At 40.7% G+C, this 16,402-nt stretch carries 14 protein-coding genes; 7 read left to right on the forward strand and 7 right to left on the reverse strand.

The window, feature by feature from the left end:
• Positions 1 to 23 precede the first annotated feature (23 nt).
• Entirely contained in the window at positions 24 to 1,085 is a 1,062-nt protein-coding gene (gene namA / locus DC498_RS02620) for an NADPH dehydrogenase NamA (RefSeq protein WP_116872537.1), read from the reverse strand.
• Positions 1,086 to 1,090: 5 nt separating this feature from the next.
• Positions 1,091 to 1,492 (reverse strand): DoxX family protein, encoded by a 402-nt coding sequence (locus DC498_RS02625; protein ID WP_116872538.1) that lies wholly within the window; start codon positions 1,490 to 1,492, stop codon positions 1,091 to 1,093.
• Between the two features lie 179 nt (positions 1,493 to 1,671).
• Here DC498_RS02625 and DC498_RS02630 point away from each other — a divergent pair, with 179 nt between their 5' ends.
• From DC498_RS02630 to DC498_RS02660, 7 genes are all read left to right on the forward strand, one after another.
• The gene (locus DC498_RS02630) at positions 1,672 to 3,165 is read left to right on the forward strand and encodes an aldehyde dehydrogenase (NADP(+)) (RefSeq protein ID WP_116872539.1); all 1,494 of its coding nucleotides are present in this window, start codon (positions 1,672 to 1,674) and stop codon (positions 3,163 to 3,165) included.
• Between the two features lie 96 nt (positions 3,166 to 3,261).
• Entirely contained in the window at positions 3,262 to 4,356 is a 1,095-nt protein-coding gene (gene mnmA / locus DC498_RS02635) for a tRNA 2-thiouridine(34) synthase MnmA (protein ID WP_116872540.1), read from the forward strand.
• Between the two features lie 195 nt (positions 4,357 to 4,551).
• Positions 4,552 to 5,442: a hypothetical protein gene (locus tag DC498_RS02640; protein WP_116872541.1), complete on the forward strand. Its 891-nt coding sequence runs from the start codon at positions 4,552 to 4,554 to the stop codon at positions 5,440 to 5,442.
• Between the two features lie 5 nt (positions 5,443 to 5,447).
• Positions 5,448 to 7,136, forward strand: a complete 1,689-nt coding sequence (locus DC498_RS02645) for a S8 family serine peptidase (RefSeq protein ID WP_116872542.1) — start codon at positions 5,448 to 5,450, stop codon at positions 7,134 to 7,136.
• A gap of 431 nt (positions 7,137 to 7,567) precedes the next feature.
• Positions 7,568 to 8,215: a ribulose-phosphate 3-epimerase gene (gene rpe / locus DC498_RS02650; protein ID WP_206197507.1), complete on the forward strand. Its 648-nt coding sequence runs from the start codon at positions 7,568 to 7,570 to the stop codon at positions 8,213 to 8,215.
• A gap of 211 nt (positions 8,216 to 8,426) precedes the next feature.
• Positions 8,427 to 9,077 (forward strand): Crp/Fnr family transcriptional regulator, encoded by a 651-nt coding sequence (locus DC498_RS02655; RefSeq protein ID WP_116872544.1) that lies wholly within the window; start codon positions 8,427 to 8,429, stop codon positions 9,075 to 9,077.
• A 235-nt stretch (positions 9,078 to 9,312) separates the two neighbouring features.
• Complete coding sequence (locus DC498_RS02660; protein ID WP_116872545.1) at positions 9,313 to 12,231, forward strand: TonB-dependent receptor; 2,919 nt, start codon at positions 9,313 to 9,315, stop codon at positions 12,229 to 12,231.
• Positions 12,232 to 12,339: 108 nt separating this feature from the next.
• Here DC498_RS02660 and DC498_RS02665 read toward each other — a convergent pair whose 3' ends face one another.
• The 5 genes from DC498_RS02665 to DC498_RS02685 form a co-directional block, all read right to left on the reverse strand.
• Positions 12,340 to 13,473, reverse strand: coding sequence for a lactonase family protein (locus DC498_RS02665; RefSeq protein WP_116872546.1), 1,134 nt, complete (start codon positions 13,471 to 13,473; stop codon positions 12,340 to 12,342).
• Between the two features lie 3 nt (positions 13,474 to 13,476).
• On the reverse strand, positions 13,477 to 14,409 hold the full coding sequence (locus tag DC498_RS02670; RefSeq protein ID WP_116872547.1) for a phosphoribosylaminoimidazolesuccinocarboxamide synthase: 933 nt from the start codon (positions 14,407 to 14,409) through the stop codon (positions 13,477 to 13,479).
• Between the two features lie 126 nt (positions 14,410 to 14,535).
• Entirely contained in the window at positions 14,536 to 15,159 is a 624-nt protein-coding gene (locus DC498_RS02675) for a hypothetical protein (protein ID WP_116872548.1), read from the reverse strand.
• Between the two features lie 105 nt (positions 15,160 to 15,264).
• Complete coding sequence (locus DC498_RS02680; RefSeq protein ID WP_116872549.1) at positions 15,265 to 15,480, reverse strand: PID-CTERM protein-sorting domain-containing protein; 216 nt, start codon at positions 15,478 to 15,480, stop codon at positions 15,265 to 15,267.
• Between the two features lie 274 nt (positions 15,481 to 15,754).
• A partial coding sequence (locus DC498_RS02685) for a T9SS type A sorting domain-containing protein (protein ID WP_133176745.1) occupies positions 15,755 to 16,402 on the reverse strand: 648 nt, incomplete at its 5' end.

The following is a 16,402-nucleotide window of genomic DNA, read 5'->3' on the forward strand; positions in this document are numbered from 1 at the left end:
TTAAATTCAATTAAAGATAAAAATTACTTAGCTCTTCTATACTGCACCGGCCATGTAAAATCATAACCTAACTGCTTTGCGGCATGCATGGGAAAATAAGGATCACGTAACATTTCTCTACCCATAATGATGATATCGGCATCACTGTTTTCCAGGATATCTTCTGCCTGCTGTGCTTCAGTAATTATTCCAACGGCGCCGGTAGCTATGCCTGTTTGCTTTTTTATGCGTGCTGCAAACGGTACCTGGTAAGCTGGCGCCACAGGAATTTTAGCGCCCGGCACAAGTCCGCCGCTGGATACATCAATCAGGTCTACAGCTTTTTCTTTCAGAATGCCTGCAAGTTGTACGGCCTCATCAATGTTCCACCCGCCTTCTACCCAATCAGTAGCGGAAATGCGTACCCATAATGGTAAATGAGTCGGCCAAACTTTTTGAACCGCTTCAATGATTTCCAACAGCAAGCGAATGCGGTTTTCGAAACTGCCGCCATAATTATCTGTACGCCGGTTGCTTAGCGGTGATAAAAACTGATGAATCAAATATCCATGTGCAGCATGTATTTCAATAATATCAAAACCTGCATGCAAAGCACGCTGTGCAGCATTAACAAAATCCTTAATCACTTTTTCAATGTCCTGTTTATCCAAAGCTAACGGTACTGTGTACCCTTCATTAAAAGCAATGGCTGATGCAGATACAGTTTGCCAGCCACCTTCCGCTGATGGAATATTACCGCCGCCTTTCCATTCAGATCTTGTGCTGGCTTTTCTGCCGGCATGCGCAAGCTGTATAGCAGCAACACTTCCCTGCGCTTTAATAAATGTGGTGATCTGCTTCAGTTTTTCAATATGTTCATCTTTCCATATACCCAGGTCATCAGGAGAAATACGCCCTTCCGGGGAAACGGCTGTAGCCTCTGTAATAATTGCCGCGGCGCCCCCAACGGCCCTGCTACCTAAATGCACCTGGTGCCAGTCGTTTGCAAACCCATCAACGGAAGAGTACTGACACATTGGTGAAACCACGATGCGGTTTTTTAAAGTGATATATTTTATAGTAAATGGCGAAAAAAGTAGTGGCATGTTGCTTATTTATTAATCAATTTGTCTATTGCATAGCTATTGTATGCAGGTGCATACCCTGCTAAAACTGCCAACAGACTAAGATGTATTAATTGAGAAGGCAATGCTTCCCAGTTCTCAATAAGGGTTGTACCGAATAACAACAGTAACATTACTACTGCCGCACTGAGTAAAGCCGGTCTTGTAAAAAGACCGATAATAATAAATAGTCCGGTCACAAATTCGGCTAAGGGTAATATATAACTGAAAGGAACCACCAATGCAACAGGCATCATTGATTTTTCAAACAGTCCTGTCATCCATTTGCTGAAACCTTCAAGTTTAGGCAACCTAACCAACCCATGTCCAAACATGCTGATACCAATACCGAGCCTCAGCAACAAAAATGTTATCGTATGATTTATCATATTTCCTGTTTATTACTATGTGTAAAAATAAATACAACAAAGTACAATGTATAGATTAAAAGTCCCTCCTGTTTAAGCGTACTTTTCAGATACTGAAAATAATCAATGAATACCACTATCAAAAAAATACCAGTCGTAAATTTGAAGCTGCATTATTTAAACATTTTAAATAACCAGCTATGAATAAATATACAGACGCTACAGAAGAGGAAATAAATACCGCAATGCAAGCTGCATGGGATGCTTTTAATGTATACCGGAAATATTCGCTGAAACGAAGAGCGGATTTTATGCGTTCTATTGCTGCGGAAATGGAAATAATACGAAACAAAGTAATTCCTGTTGCCATGGAAGAAACGCATTTACCGGAGCCCCGCTTACAAAGTGAATTTACAAGAACAATTTTCCAGCTGAATAGCTATGCTGATTATTGTGAACAGGGTGTATGGCTTGATGCACGCATTGATACAGCTATACCTGCCAGAAATCCGCCTAAGCCGGATTTAAGAAAAACATTAGTTCCGCTTGGCCCCGTAGTAGTGTTTGGTGCAAGTAATTTTCCATTCGCATATTCCACTGCAGGTGGAGATACAGCCTGTGCTTTTGCTGCGGGTTGCCCGGTTATTGTAAAAGCGCATCCCGCTCATGCGGAAACGTCTGAATTGGTTGCCGCTGCTATTAACAAAGCAACGAAAAAAAGCAATTTACCGACAGGTATTTTTACTCATATTCATGGTGCAGGTTTTGAAACAGGTAAAACTTTGGTAATGCATCCATATACCAAGGCTGTTGGTTTTACCGGTTCTTATACCGGAGGAAAAGCATTGTTTGATATGGCTAATCAACGCAAAGAGCCAATACCTGTATTTGCAGAAATGGGAAGCATTAACCCGGTATACCTTCTTCCTGAAAAATTGCAGCAATCCGCTGCAGATATTGCCAGGCAATATGCCGCTTCCGTAACGTTGAGTGTTGGGCAGTTCTGTACAAACCCGGGATTGATCATTGGCATTGACGGAGATGGGTTGCAACAATTTATTACTGCACTTGGCAACGAAATTAAAAACATCATGCCTTCGCCAATGCTCCACCCCGGCATAGCAAAAGCCTTTGCCGTAAACCGAACAAAGGCACTTACCCAGTCCGGTGTTAATACAATTGCAGTAGCCTCCGCAACAGCAAAAGAAAACGATGGAATACCAACCATAGCTTCTGCCACAGCAGCAGCATTTTTAAATAACCATGTTTTACACCAGGAAGTTTTTGGTCCTTATTCTATAGTTATCCGTTGTAAAGACGCAGATGAAATGCAGTTGATCGTACAACATATAGAAGGGCAGCTAACCTCTACCGTTATTGGCACAGGTAATGATATTGAATTATACAAAACACTTGTAGATAATATTGAGCTTACCTGCGGCAGGTTAATTTTTAATGGTGTGCCTACAGGTGTTGAAGTATGTTTAAGCATGCAGCATGGTGGTCCATTTCCGGCAACAACCGATGCAAGATTTACCTCTGTTGGCGCCGATGGTATAAAACGTTTTGCACGGCCGGTTAGTTACCAGAATTGCCCGGACATTTTTTTGCCGGAGGAATTGAAGAATGAAAACCCATTGGATATATGGAGAACGGTGAATAATGAGCTGACGCGGGATGGGGTTGAAGTATGACAGGGCTGTGAAAAATCGAAATCCCTGACGCCAGGAGTAATCTTTGCCACTTATCTCTCAAATCTCCGTATTTTTGCAGGCTGAAAATGTAGCATTATGAGCCGTAAAGGAAAAGTATTGGTGGCAATGAGTGGCGGTATAGACAGTACTGTAGCGGCACTTATGCTGAATGATGAAGGATATGAAGTAGTGGGTATCACCATGAAAACATGGGATTATGCCAGTGCCGGCAGCAGTAAGAAGGAAACCGGATGCTGCAATGTAGACAGCTTTAATGATGCCCGGATGGCCGCGGTTGAACATGGATTCCCTCACTTCATTTTAGATATACGCAGCGAATTTGGCGACGCGGTAATTGAAAACTTTGTTGAAGAATATCTTGCGGGGCGTACCCCCAACCCCTGCGTAATGTGCAATACACATATTAAATGGCGGGCATTATTAAAACGTGCTGATGCACTGGGTTGTGATTTTATCGCTACCGGGCATTATGGCAATATTCATCAGCATACCAATGGCAGGTACTACATAAGCAAAGGACTGGATGAGTTAAAAGACCAGAGTTATGTGCTGTGGGGCTTGCAGCAGGATCTGCTGAGCCGTACATTGCTCCCACTCGGTAAATATCGCAAAACAGAGATCAGGCAAATGGCGCTGGATTACGGATATCCTGAATTGGCAAAAAAGAGTGAAAGCTACGAGATATGTTTTGTGCCGGATAATGATTACCGTGGTTTTTTAAAACGCAGGGTTGACGGATTGGAAGAACGCGTAGCCGGTGGAAATTTTGTTGATACATCCGGAAATATAATCGGGCAACATAAAGGCTATCCTTTTTATACTATTGGTCAGCGTAAAGGCCTGGATATTGCGCTGGGCAAACCTGCCTATGTTACGCAGATCATCCCTGAAACAAATACGGTTGTGCTGGGTGAAGAAGAAGACCTGAACCGGCAGGAAATGTTTGTAAGCAAACTGAACTGGCTTAAATATGACGGCGTGGGTGATGGTATGGAAGCAGTTACCAAGATCCGGTATAAGGATAAAGGTGCTTTTTCAAATTTACACAACCATGCCAACGGAATTGCCGTACATTTTTATGAGCAGGTTAAGGGCATTGCACCCGGACAAAGCGCCGTTTTTTACGAGGACGATGATGTAATTGGGGGCGGTATAATTATGCGGCAGTAATGCTAAGTATGTAATGTTGTAACTACCTGTAAAACAAAGCGTTTTTGGGCAATAATATATAGTGAAAAGCGTTTGGGAATAAGGTGTCAGGTGTCAGCTATCAGGTATCAGCTTTGAGCTTTCTGGTGGCTAAATCTATAAGATTTCAAATAGATGGCTGATAGCTAACTACTGATAACCATAGCCAAATTCTATATGACTTCAACAAGAAAATATATTCTTCCTTTTACAATACTGCTTCTTATAAGCACATTACCTTTTTGTAAAAAACAAACAGACAGCTATACGCCGGTTTCTTCCTCCACTTATTACCCTGCCGCAGTTGGAAAATATATACAATACAGGCTCGATTCTGTGGTATTCACCAACTTTGACCGCGACAGGGAAGTGCACAGTTACCAGGTAAAAGATTCTATTGACGCAGCTATAACTGATAACCTTGGCCGCCCGGGCTTCCGAATACGCCGGATGATAAGAGACCTCGATGGTACCACACCCTGGCAGGATAATGCCACTTTTATGGCTACCGTTTTGCCGAACTCAGTGGAATATGTTGAAAATAATCTCCGGTTCATAAAACTGGTTACACCTGTAAAAAATGATTATTACTGGGAAGGCAACAGCTATATATTTACGGGAACAACCGAAAACAGCAGCAGCACTTCCGAGTCTCCCTACGACTTTTATTTTAAATGGAACTATATTTATCAAAATGCGGAACAACCTTTCGTTGTAAATGGAACAACGGTTGAAAATACAGTTACGGTTCTGCAACAGGATCAGTCAACCGGCAACCCGGTTGCATACCCTGCAAGTTATGCAGACAGTACTTATAGTGTAGAAGTATATGGTAAAGATATTGGGCTTATATACAAAGATTTTATACACTGGGTATACGTGGTTGATCTTACACTGATGAACTGCAGAATGGTTATTCCCGGTGAACCTGTAAATACACCCTGCCCGGTTGGATTAAACTGCGACTCTCTGGCGGCAACTAAAAACGGATACGCGATATGTGATACCATCACACCTTATTCCTACAACGGATATGGTATTAAACTCACTATGATGGAGCATAATTAAACCCCATGAACAGAGTCATTATATTCCTTATCCTTTCACTATCGCTCCTTTCAGCAGGCGCACAGGCTCAGTTTTCAAAATACATTATTGTATTAAAAGATAAAAACAACAGCCCGTACTCACTGAACAATCCATCAGCCTATTTATCTGCCAAAGCAATTGCAAGAAGAGAAAAACAAAATATCAGCATAGACAGTTCAGACCTTCCTGTTAACCCGGCCTACCTCGACAGTATCCGTAATGCCGGTACTGTAACTATTCTGAATGTATCAAAATGGCTGAACCAGGTGCTGATACAAACTTTGGATAATAATGCAATGAATAAGATCAGCCAGTTTTCTTTTGTAAAAAACACGGCAGGAATAGCGCCCAGGAAAAGTAGCAGTAAGTATGGAGAAAAAAACGACCTGCAGAAAACATCACCTGTTAAAAAAATAAATAAAATACAGGGTGGCGATAATTACTATAATTACGGCAATTCTTATGCCCAGATCAATATACATGAGGGTGAATTTCTCCATAACAATAATTTCAGGGGAGAAGGAATGACAATTGCCGTGCTTGATGCAGGATTTTATCATTACGATACCAACCCGCTTTTTGATAGCGTGCGCATCAATAACCAGGTGCTGGGCACATGGGATTTTGTAGCAAATAAAACCAGTGTAACCGAGGAAAATGCGCATGGTATGCTCTGCTTTTCAACCATAGCAGCCAATAAGCCCGGCGTAATGGTTGGCACAGCACCTAAAGCAAAATTTTATTTATTCAGAACAGAAGATGCAGCCACTGAATATCCTGTAGAAGAACAGCACTGGGTTGCGGCTGCAGAAATGGCCGATAGTCTTGGTGTTGACCTGATAACAACTTCATTAGGTTATACTACATTCGATAATCCTGGGCTTGATTATACCTACGCCGATATGGATGGCAAAACTACCATTTGTGCAAGAGGCGCTGCATATGCTTTTAAAAAAGGAATGTTCATCAGTGCAAGCGCAGGTAACTCCGGCAATAGTTCCTGGCATTATTTAGCCACACCTGCTGATGGAGAAAACGTATTGGCTGTCGGATCAGTAAATGCTTCAGGCAATGCATCAGATTTTTCCAGCTACGGACCATCTTCAGATGGCAGGGTAAAACCTGATGTTGTTTCTGTTGGTTCAAATACAGTAGTAGCAGGCTTAGATGGCAATCCTACCAATGCATACAGCGGCACTTCATTATCCAATCCCAATTTTGCAGGATTGGTAACCTGCCTCTGGCAGGCATTTCCCGAACGTACAAACTTTGAAATATTGGAAGCTGTAAGAAAAAGCTCGAATCAATATAATAACCCTGATGACAAGAAAGGATATGGCATACCCAATATGCATGTTGCATACACACTTTTGCAGAACAAAAGAGATGAAGAAACCAACAAACGCATATTAGGTAGTGAATGGATCAAAGCATATCCTGTTCCTTTTACTTCTGCATTTAATATCATAGTAAATCCTCCCCAAACATCAAGATCAACATTGGTTTTATATGATGCCGGAGGAAAAAGAGTATTGGTAAAATATGTTGATGTGCAATCAGGTGTTTATCAGCAACTATCATTTAATGCCCTTACTTCATTAGCGCCGGGAGTATATTGGCTAACGTATAATGATGGAAAGAACCAGAAATTGATCAGGCTGGTGAAACAGTAATATCATTCTTGAGTATCATGAATCCTGAGGCAGTAAATATTTAACGCCTCTGCGGGGAGAGAAAAGTAATTTTTTCCTCCCGGCAGGCAATGTGATTAAGGTTAAGCTGCCGGATGACTATTTTGCTGATAGGGCATACCTCCGGTAAAAGGGATAGATGAACAATGATATGAAGCTGGCAGATCTCCCAAGCAATATTTTGCCTTGAGCTGACTAGTATCATGTCAACTAAAAAATATCGGTACGTCGTCGATAAACATGAGACCTGAGATTAGCTTTCACGCCTCACATATCACGTTTGATATAACACTAGATCACTCCCTTGAGGCAATCAACAACTTCATCTTAAACAATGCTATGCCTTCTTAAGGATACAACATTGATTCACTATTGCCGATTGTCATTCCTCCTTTTCCATTATCTTCGCTATCATGGCAATTATAGCACCTTCTTTATTAGGATGTAATTTTCTGAAACTACAGGATGAATGTGATATGGTGAATAAAAGTGAAGCTGATTGGTTTCACCTGGATGTAATGGACGGATGTTTTGTTCCCAATATCAGCTTTGGTATGCCTATAATAGCAAAAGTAAGAGAGGCTACCACAAAGCCTCTTGACGTACACCTGATGATTGAAGAGCCAGGCAGATATGCTGCAGATTTCAAATTGGCCGGCGCCGATCATCTTATCGTACATTATGAGGCATGCCCGCACCTTCACCGTAATATTCAACAAATAAAAAACCTGGGTATGAAAGCAGGAGTTGCCATTAACCCGCATACCCCGGTGCAGTTTCTGCAGGACATATTGCATGATTTAGACATAGTACTGATCATGAGTGTTAACCCTGGCTTTGGCGGGCAGGAATTTATTGATCATTCATTATTAAAAATAAGCATACTCCGGCAACGTATAGACGAAATGGAACTAAAAACCATTATAGAAGTGGATGGCGGCATTACATTAGCAAATGCTCCTGCAATAATAGAAGCAGGCGCCCATTCACTTGTTATTGGTACCTCTATATTTAAGTCGCCAGATCCTGTAAACCTGATAAAACAGTTAAAGCATATATAAATTACTGATCCTTAGCAATAAATATGCTTATCCTCCTTTCATATCTTTTCTTTGTATTGTAGTACTTATTAAGACGATTACATAGTGCTTTTAACTTTTCGATTAGCATACGGTAATCCACGACGGAAAAATAACAAAAGTTATAATAATGCCCGATTGAACCCGTTTAATATTTGATAATTCCATTTTATCGAATTTAATTTCTACCCCCGTGAAAAAAGTATCATTAATTGAACCTGTAACTATGGAGAAAGTAATCGCTATTTGCCAGCAATACGCTCCCCTTGACGAAGCAGGACAGCAAGCCCTGCGCAGCATTATTACATTAAAAGAATATCGTAAAAATGATTATGTTTTTGAACAGGATCAATTTTGCGGTGACCTTTTTGTTATTGTAAAAGGCTCATACCGCCTTTACCACAAAACAGCACAGAAGGAGCATACTACGTGGCTGGGCTATGATAGTCACATTATATCTTCTTTGCACAGCCTGTTGCTGAACACACCGGCAAGAGAAACAATGCACATTCTTGAAGAAACAGTAATAGGTGTAATTCCTTACCAGGAACTATTAAACCTGAGCCGCGAATATGCAAGCATTGATACATTGCACCGCACCATTATGAGCATCTTCATAATGGAAATGCAGGAAAATCTTTTTGCAACAAGATTTATGGAAGCGGCAGACCGCTATCATTATTTCACTCAAAAGCAACCGGAAGCATTACAGCGTATTCCTTTAACATACCTGGCTTCTTTCCTCGGCATTACCAAAGAAAGCTTAAGCCGCATTCGCTCAGGCTTCAGACATCGCGATGCAAATTTCGGATTGAATAACTCTTACCTGCGAAACGCGTCTTAAAAATTCTTGTGTAGCTTTTTTGCTCAATTCTTATATACATTATTGCCAGTTCTTAACGGACTGGCAATTTGTTTTAGGATGGTGTATCGGAAAAGCAATAAACATAATACATATCACGCACAACGCTTCTTTCTCACGCCCTGCAGCACCTGTCATACCTTCCAAACAAAATCTTCTTAAAATTTTAAATTTAGCTAACAATTGTTAACTTGTATTACTAAAACATTTGCTTGTTATGAAAATACTAACCCTAAGAACTGCGATAGCTTTATTACTATCATACTTTACGGTTTCACTGTATGCACAGAATACCATTATTTCCGGGACTGTTAAAAACAATGTTGATCATTTAACTGTAAGTTCAGTATCTGTTACCATTAAGGGTACAACTGAAGGAACATTTACTGATCCAAGAGGAAATTTCAGGATATCTACAGCCCGGGCTCTACCCCTTACCATTGTACTTTCTTCTGTTGGTTTTGAAACAAAAGAGGTAGAAGTATCCGGCACTTCCGAAAATCTTGAAATAGAACTAACGCCAACAGCTACCCTGGGAGAAGAAGTGGTGGTAGCAGCAACACGTTCTGCTACCAGAGTAATGGAATCTCCTGTTTCCATTGAACGGTTAAGCGCTAATAATATCCGCACAAGCCCGGCAACCAGTTACTACGACATGGTTGGTCAGCTGAAAGGCGTAGATATTACAACTTCATCACTCACATTTAAAACACCAAGCACAAGAGGATTTAATTTCTCCGGTAACACAAGATTTAATCAGCTGGTTGATGGTATGGATAACCAGGCGCCCGGCTTAAATTTTTCACTTGGGAGCTTTGTTGGACTTACCGAACTGGATGTAGATAATATGGAGCTGCTGCCAGGCGCATCATCTGCATTGTATGGGCAGGGTGGTATAAATGGTACATTGCTCATCAATAGTAAAGATCCGTTTAAATACCAGGGACTGAGCTTCCAGATCAAAACAGGAATGAATCATATTGCAAGCCCGCAACGCGAGGACCCAGGCTGGTACAACGACTGGTCAGCACGCTGGGCAAAGGCTTTCAACAATAAGTTTGCTTTTAAGATAGGGTTTCAGCTATTGCAGGCTAAAGACTGGATTGCCAACAGCACGGTGGATTACAACAGGCATACAAGAACAACCAGCAATGGCACCCGTCAATCCGACCCCAACTATGACGGCGTAAATGTATATGGTGATGAAACCAACATGCAGGATAATGGCTATACTATGCAGAGCCTTGCGCAACTGGTACAATATCAAACCCAGCAGGGTATATTACAAGCTACAGGCGGAACATTGGATATTTTACAAACCATGAATGCCGCGCTGCCTGCTAATGCTACGTCCCAGCAAATCGGTGCATTTATAGGAAGTCTCCCTGCTGCATTGCAACCATCTGTAACCAATCTTGTACCTTTTTATTTTGGGTTAAGAAATGATGTAATACCTGCTGCCAGTGCATCACGTACGGGTTATGCAGAAAGTGATATGGTTAACCCCAATACCGTTAACTTCAAATTATCAGGAAGCCTGCATTACAAATTCAACTCAAGACTTGAAGCAGTTTTTGCCGGTTATTATGGCACAGGCAATACAGTGTATACAGGCAGTGACAGGTATTCATTAAAAAATGCTAAAATAGGGCAATATAAATTAGAATTAAAAAGCAATAGCTGGTTCTTACGTGGTTATACAACCCAGGAAAATGCAGGCGAAGCATACAATGCCACCATCACAGCGCGCAGGTTGAATGAGGCATGGAAATCGAGCACAACATGGTTTCCTCAATATGTAGCTGCATATTCGCAGGCAAAGCTTTCCGGCGCAGATGACGCTACGGCACATAATGCCGCCCGTGCTTTTGCTGACCAGGGAAGGCCTGCTGCCGGCTCTTCTGAATTTAAATCATTATTTGACCAGGTAAGAACAACACCAATACCTGCCGGCGGTTTGTTTTTAGACAGAAGTGATCTGTGGGTTGCAGAAGGGCAATATAACTTTAAAGAAGTAATTCCATTTGTTGAATTGATCGTTGGCGCATCATGGAAACAATACAGCCTTAATTCGCAGGGAACACTTTTTATTGATTATGACGGAAGAATTAAAATAAATGAATACGGCGCTTACGGACAACTTACTAAAAAACTTTTTAACGAACGCCTTACTTTAAGCGTATCAGGCAGGTACGACAAAAATGACAATTTTAAAGGACGTTTCACCCCAAGAGCCACTGCATTGGTTAAGCTAGCGCAGGATCACAATATCCGACTCAGCTATCAAACAGCATATCGTTTTCCTTCAACACAGCAGCAATACATCAATCTTGAAATTGGTGGCGGGCAATTTCTTGTGGGAGGATTACCCTGGATACTCAATTCAAGCCTTCCCGGCGGTAAAGCCGGCCCGGGTTTAGGCAGCGGCACTGTATTCAGATTAAATAATGCCACCCAGCCTATAGGCAGCTATCAATACAGGGAGCTTAAACCGGAAAGTGTAACATCTTATGAAATAGGATATAAAGGGTTGATCGCAAAAAAATTAATGATTGATGTTTATTATTACACCGGTGAATATCAGAATTTTTTAGGCCGCACATTGGTAGGCAAACAAATGTCGTTAACACAAACACAGATATATTCCATAGTAGAAAATGCGGCTACCATGTCATCTCAAACTGATGGTTCAGTAAAGGTTGATCCCATAAAAGTAAAAACATCAGGTTATGGCATAGGACTTGATTACAGGCTCACCAGCGGGCTTTCATTCTTTATAAATTATTACCATGATAAGCTGGAAGATGTTCCTTCAGATTTTTATGCCCAGTTTAACACGCCTAAGCATCGTACCAACTTCGGGCTTGGACATGCAGGTTTTGGAAAAGACAAACGTGTAGTATTTAATGTAACCGGTCGCTGGCAGTCGGCTTTTATGTGGGATGCTGATTTTGCTACAGGAGAAGTGCCGGCATTCTTTACATTAGATGCTATGATCGGGTATAAATATCCTGCCATCAATTCATTGGTTAAATTAGGTGCAACTAACCTGCTGAACAAATATTATATGAACGCTTATGGAAATCCGCAAATCGGCGGTCTTTATTATATAAGCTTTGCCTATAACATTTTTTAGCCGTTGATCATTTATAAAAAGCACTTGAAAAAATGCTGTCTGTACAGGGCAGCATTTTTGTTTTTCACGTAGCGTTCATAATGTCTTTCCGGTAGGCACGGTTCAATTCTATTTAACACTTATCCATTTAAGACACACAGGATTCCCTACTGAAATTCGTTTACCCGTACTTGTGAGCAACCCGGTTTTTCTATTTCTTCTGAAAATAACGACATCATCACTCTTTTGGTTTGCCACCAATAAAAACTTACCGGAGGGATCAATGGTAAAATTGCGTGGAAAATCACCAAGGGCTTTTTGATGTCCTATAAGGGTAAGTCTTCCATCTTGTTGATTAATTTTATATAGGGCGATTGTATTAAACCCGCCACGGTTGGACGCATATAAGAATTTACCGTCGTCAGATACATGTATATCTGCACTGCCTACAAAACCTGTATCTGTTTTTTGTACCGACTTAATATGCTGGATAGCTTTAAACTTTCCACCGGCATAGTCATAAGCATTAACTGCACCGCCCATTTCTTCTATTATATAAGCATATTTATTATTTGGATGAAATGTGATATGCCTGGGTCCCCCGCCATCATTAATTTTAATAAAGGGTTGTTCTCCGGGCGTAAGACTTCCATTGGCAGCGTCAAATGCGTAAACCATTACTTTATCAATGCCAAGATCAGGAACAAACAGCCATTTATTATCGCTGGAAATATATGTGCAATGAACATGTGGTTTTTCCTGCCTGCTCTTATTCACACCAGAACCCTCATGCTTAATGGTAGTTGCAGCTTCACCTATATTTCCTGACGCATCAACAGGAAGAACTGACAATGTACCGCTGCTATAGTTGGCTACAAATAGCCATCTGCCGGTTTTATCAAGATCAATATAACAGGGAGCATCGCCAACGGTGTACTGCTTATTGATCGCGGTAAGTACTCCTGTGCTTTTATCAAAAGCAAACGAACTCACTTCTCCCCCATTATCCTTATTGCCATTTTCATTTACAGCATATACAAATTTTTCATCGGCAGATATGGCTACAAAAGAAGGATTAGATGTTTTTACATGGCTTACTTCTTTATATGTTCCGCTATTGCTGTTAAAAAGATAAACATATATTCCCTCGCTCTTTCCCGAAGTGTATGTGCCGGTTATCAGGTAATGCAGCGAATCCTGTTGTGCCATGCCAATAGTTAAAAGTGATAAGCCAAATAAAAGCAACGATATTTTCCTGTACATATACTATATTATGTTCAATGATTGTAAAGCACTATTGATACGGTTAATCGTTTCCTCGTCACTGAATGTCTCAGGTTGAAATTTTTCACCTGTTACTTTCTCATACAATTCAATATACCGCCTGCTTATTGTGTTTACCCATTCATCACTCATTTCAGGAACAGTTTGTCCTTCTTTACCCATAAAATTATTTTCAATCAACCACTCACGCACAAATTCTTTGCTCAACTGCTTTTGCCGCTCTCCGGTTTTTTGTCTTTCATCAAAACCATCTGCGTAAAAATAGCGGGACGAATCCGGGGTATGTATTTCATCCATCAGGTAGATCGTATCTCCTATTTTCCCGAACTCATATTTTGTATCAGCCAGTATCAGCCCGTGTTTAGCAGCTATGCTTTGTCCACGCTCAAATAATTTTAATGTACAGGAAGATAATGTCTCCCATTCTTTTGCTGTTGCTAACCCTTTTGCAATAATTTCTTCTTTGGAGATATCTTCATCGTGTCCTTGTTCTGCCTTTGTAGCGGGCGTAATGACAGGCTGAGGGAATGCATCATTTTCTTTTAACCCTTCAGGCATGGTAACGCCACACAAGGTTCTCTTACCGCTGCTGTACGTTCTCCAGGCATGCCCTACAAGATGTCCTCTCACCACCATCTCCAGTTTAAAAGGAATACATTTTTTACCAATAGAAGCGTTGGGTGCAGGAGTAGATAATAGCCAGTTGGGGCAAATATCGACAGTTGCTTTTAACATCTTTGCCGCTATCTGGTTTAATACCTGTCCCTTAAATGGTATTGGCCTGGGAAGAATTACATCAAATGCAGATATCCTGTCACTGGCAATCATTACCAGGTAATCCTCATTAATGGTATATACATCTCTTACTTTGCCTTTGTAGAAAGCTGTTTGATTTGGAAAGATAGAATTATTCATACGCTAAAATAAATCCATGAAATGATTTGGCAAATTTAATAGCGTATTATGAAAGATGCAGAAGATTTACGATGAGCTTATATACTTTTTTAACACCCGCAAAATAAAAGCGATGGATGTGGCATCTTATTCTGCCTCTGCCGTTGCTGGTGTCTTCTTACTTGTTTTCCTGTAATAAAGGTAAATCATGCCTATAATCAATATATAGCACACATAGTTATATAAATCGTGATGATTGATATCTCCAATAAACTTCCAGCTTTTTTTCCATGTCTTTAGATCATGCACTATCGCATATAATAACAGGGCTATTCTGAAGCAATTTAACAGCCACATTACCAAAATACCACCAACAGAAAAGATTAATTTACGGCCAGCATTCATTTTATGAGCGAGGATGAAAGCAAGCCAGAAGCTATATATGCCTAACCCGATGCATTCCCATTTTACATGAACGCCTTTGTTGCTTACGGTAGATAATATACTATGATCATTTATATAATTACTCACCCCAAGCATCTCGGCAATATACCCGGAAGTGTGTGTAAGCGAAGCAGTTAGCCAATTTATATAATTCAAATTATTGGCGAAAAATTCATTATACCATTTACTTCCCGGTAAAGTTAATTGTACAAAAAGCTGATTAAGATAATAAAACAGCAAAAACAAACCGATGAATTTTACCAGGAACTGAATATCTATATACCGGTTCAGAGACGCAATCCCCTTCTTTATATTTTTAGCCACCATATTATTTCATTGGTTACAAAAGTCGCTATTAAATAATAACCAATCACCCGGCAACAAAGTTACGGGTGACAGGCATTATTTGCAGTTTTGTTATAGCCCCTGCATTTATTTTATGTCTTGCTCCTGCTGACCTTTTTTTCTTTTGTCATAAGCCTTTTTTGCACCATACGCCACACCTGCAGCTATCAGCAAACTTACACCGCCATCAATAGGCACTTCTGTATCAGGATCTCCGCCCGGATCAGGTTGCGCTTTTAAGGATGGTGCATAACCTAATGCACATACAAGTATCACTGCTGTAAGCAAAGTTTTAAGTTTCATAAGTGATGATTTTGAGATTTGAAATTTAAAGTTTGAATAGTTACGTTGTTGTTTTGGTTTATCGTTGCGGGGATGTTGGAAGGGAAGGTATTTTTCTCACTTATACACTACGCTTACTCTTCTTCTGTCTTATATAGGTGGCGATTTTAACAACAGTCACCTATATAAGACTTCGAAGAATATGAATATACTAAAATCCTTTTATATCTGCATGTGCGGCCACAACTTCTTTTTAATTTTATCATATATCAATCCATTCCGCACTATACCCCTCCTACCGCTTTAATATCTTAATCACAGTCCGGCTATCCTGCCCTGTTATCTTCATCTGGTATATACCTGCCGGCAGATTTCTTCCGATGTTTACCTGCTGGTTGAATGTGCCGTTATTCAATTGCAGCATCCTGCTATATACCGTCTGCCCTGTAGCATTCAACAATTCTACCCTGTACATACCTGTCTTAATATTATCAAACTGAAGGTTGATATTGCCATTGGCTGCTACTGGATTAGGATATGCTCTTATGCTTGCTTTACCTGCAACACCAGGTATCAATCCTTTTTTATTCACGATAATCACACTGAACCTGTCTGCCGCTGCTGATCTGCTGTCGCTGCCTACCTGGAAGAATACCTGCGAGGTTTCTGTTACACTGATATGGGTATTTGTTTTCAGGTAATTATCTACCAGTGTTACTGATTCTGCCCCGGCAAGCTCAATCGGGCTGAACTCAAACATATAGGTTGATACGGATGTATTGGTGAGGTTCAGCCTCAACGTATCTGCTGACTGTATCCAGTTCCTCCTGTCTACCATCAATGCCTGACCTTTTCTTATGATAGCAAGATTCTCCATCACATTATCCGCTTTCAAAGCATCCATATTATCTATCTCATCAGAGAAGCTTGTGCTGTAAGAGGC

Source organism: Terrimonas sp. (assembly GCF_003075435.1).
GTDB lineage: Bacteria > Bacteroidota > Bacteroidia > Chitinophagales > Chitinophagaceae > Agriterribacter.

Coding starts and splice junctions, on each gene's coding strand:
- namA (WP_116872537.1), bottom strand. CDS start 1,085: ATGCCACTACTTTTTTCGCCATTTACTATAAAATATATCACTTTAAAA.
- DC498_RS02625 (WP_116872538.1), bottom strand. CDS start 1,492: ATGATAAATCATACGATAACATTTTTGTTGCTGAGGCTCGGTATTGGT.
- DC498_RS02630 (WP_116872539.1), top strand. CDS start 1,672: ATGAATAAATATACAGACGCTACAGAAGAGGAAATAAATACCGCAATG.
- mnmA (WP_116872540.1), top strand. CDS start 3,262: ATGAGCCGTAAAGGAAAAGTATTGGTGGCAATGAGTGGCGGTATAGAC.
- DC498_RS02640 (WP_116872541.1), top strand. CDS start 4,552: ATGACTTCAACAAGAAAATATATTCTTCCTTTTACAATACTGCTTCTT.
- DC498_RS02645 (WP_116872542.1), top strand. CDS start 5,448: ATGAACAGAGTCATTATATTCCTTATCCTTTCACTATCGCTCCTTTCA.
- rpe (WP_206197507.1), top strand. CDS start 7,568: ATGGCAATTATAGCACCTTCTTTATTAGGATGTAATTTTCTGAAACTA.
- DC498_RS02660 (WP_116872545.1), top strand. CDS start 9,313: ATGAAAATACTAACCCTAAGAACTGCGATAGCTTTATTACTATCATAC.
- DC498_RS02665 (WP_116872546.1), bottom strand. CDS start 13,473: ATGTACAGGAAAATATCGTTGCTTTTATTTGGCTTATCACTTTTAACT.
- DC498_RS02670 (WP_116872547.1), bottom strand. CDS start 14,409: ATGAATAATTCTATCTTTCCAAATCAAACAGCTTTCTACAAAGGCAAA.
- DC498_RS02675 (WP_116872548.1), bottom strand. CDS start 15,159: ATGGTGGCTAAAAATATAAAGAAGGGGATTGCGTCTCTGAACCGGTAT.
- DC498_RS02680 (WP_116872549.1), bottom strand. CDS start 15,480: ATGAAACTTAAAACTTTGCTTACAGCAGTGATACTTGTATGTGCATTA.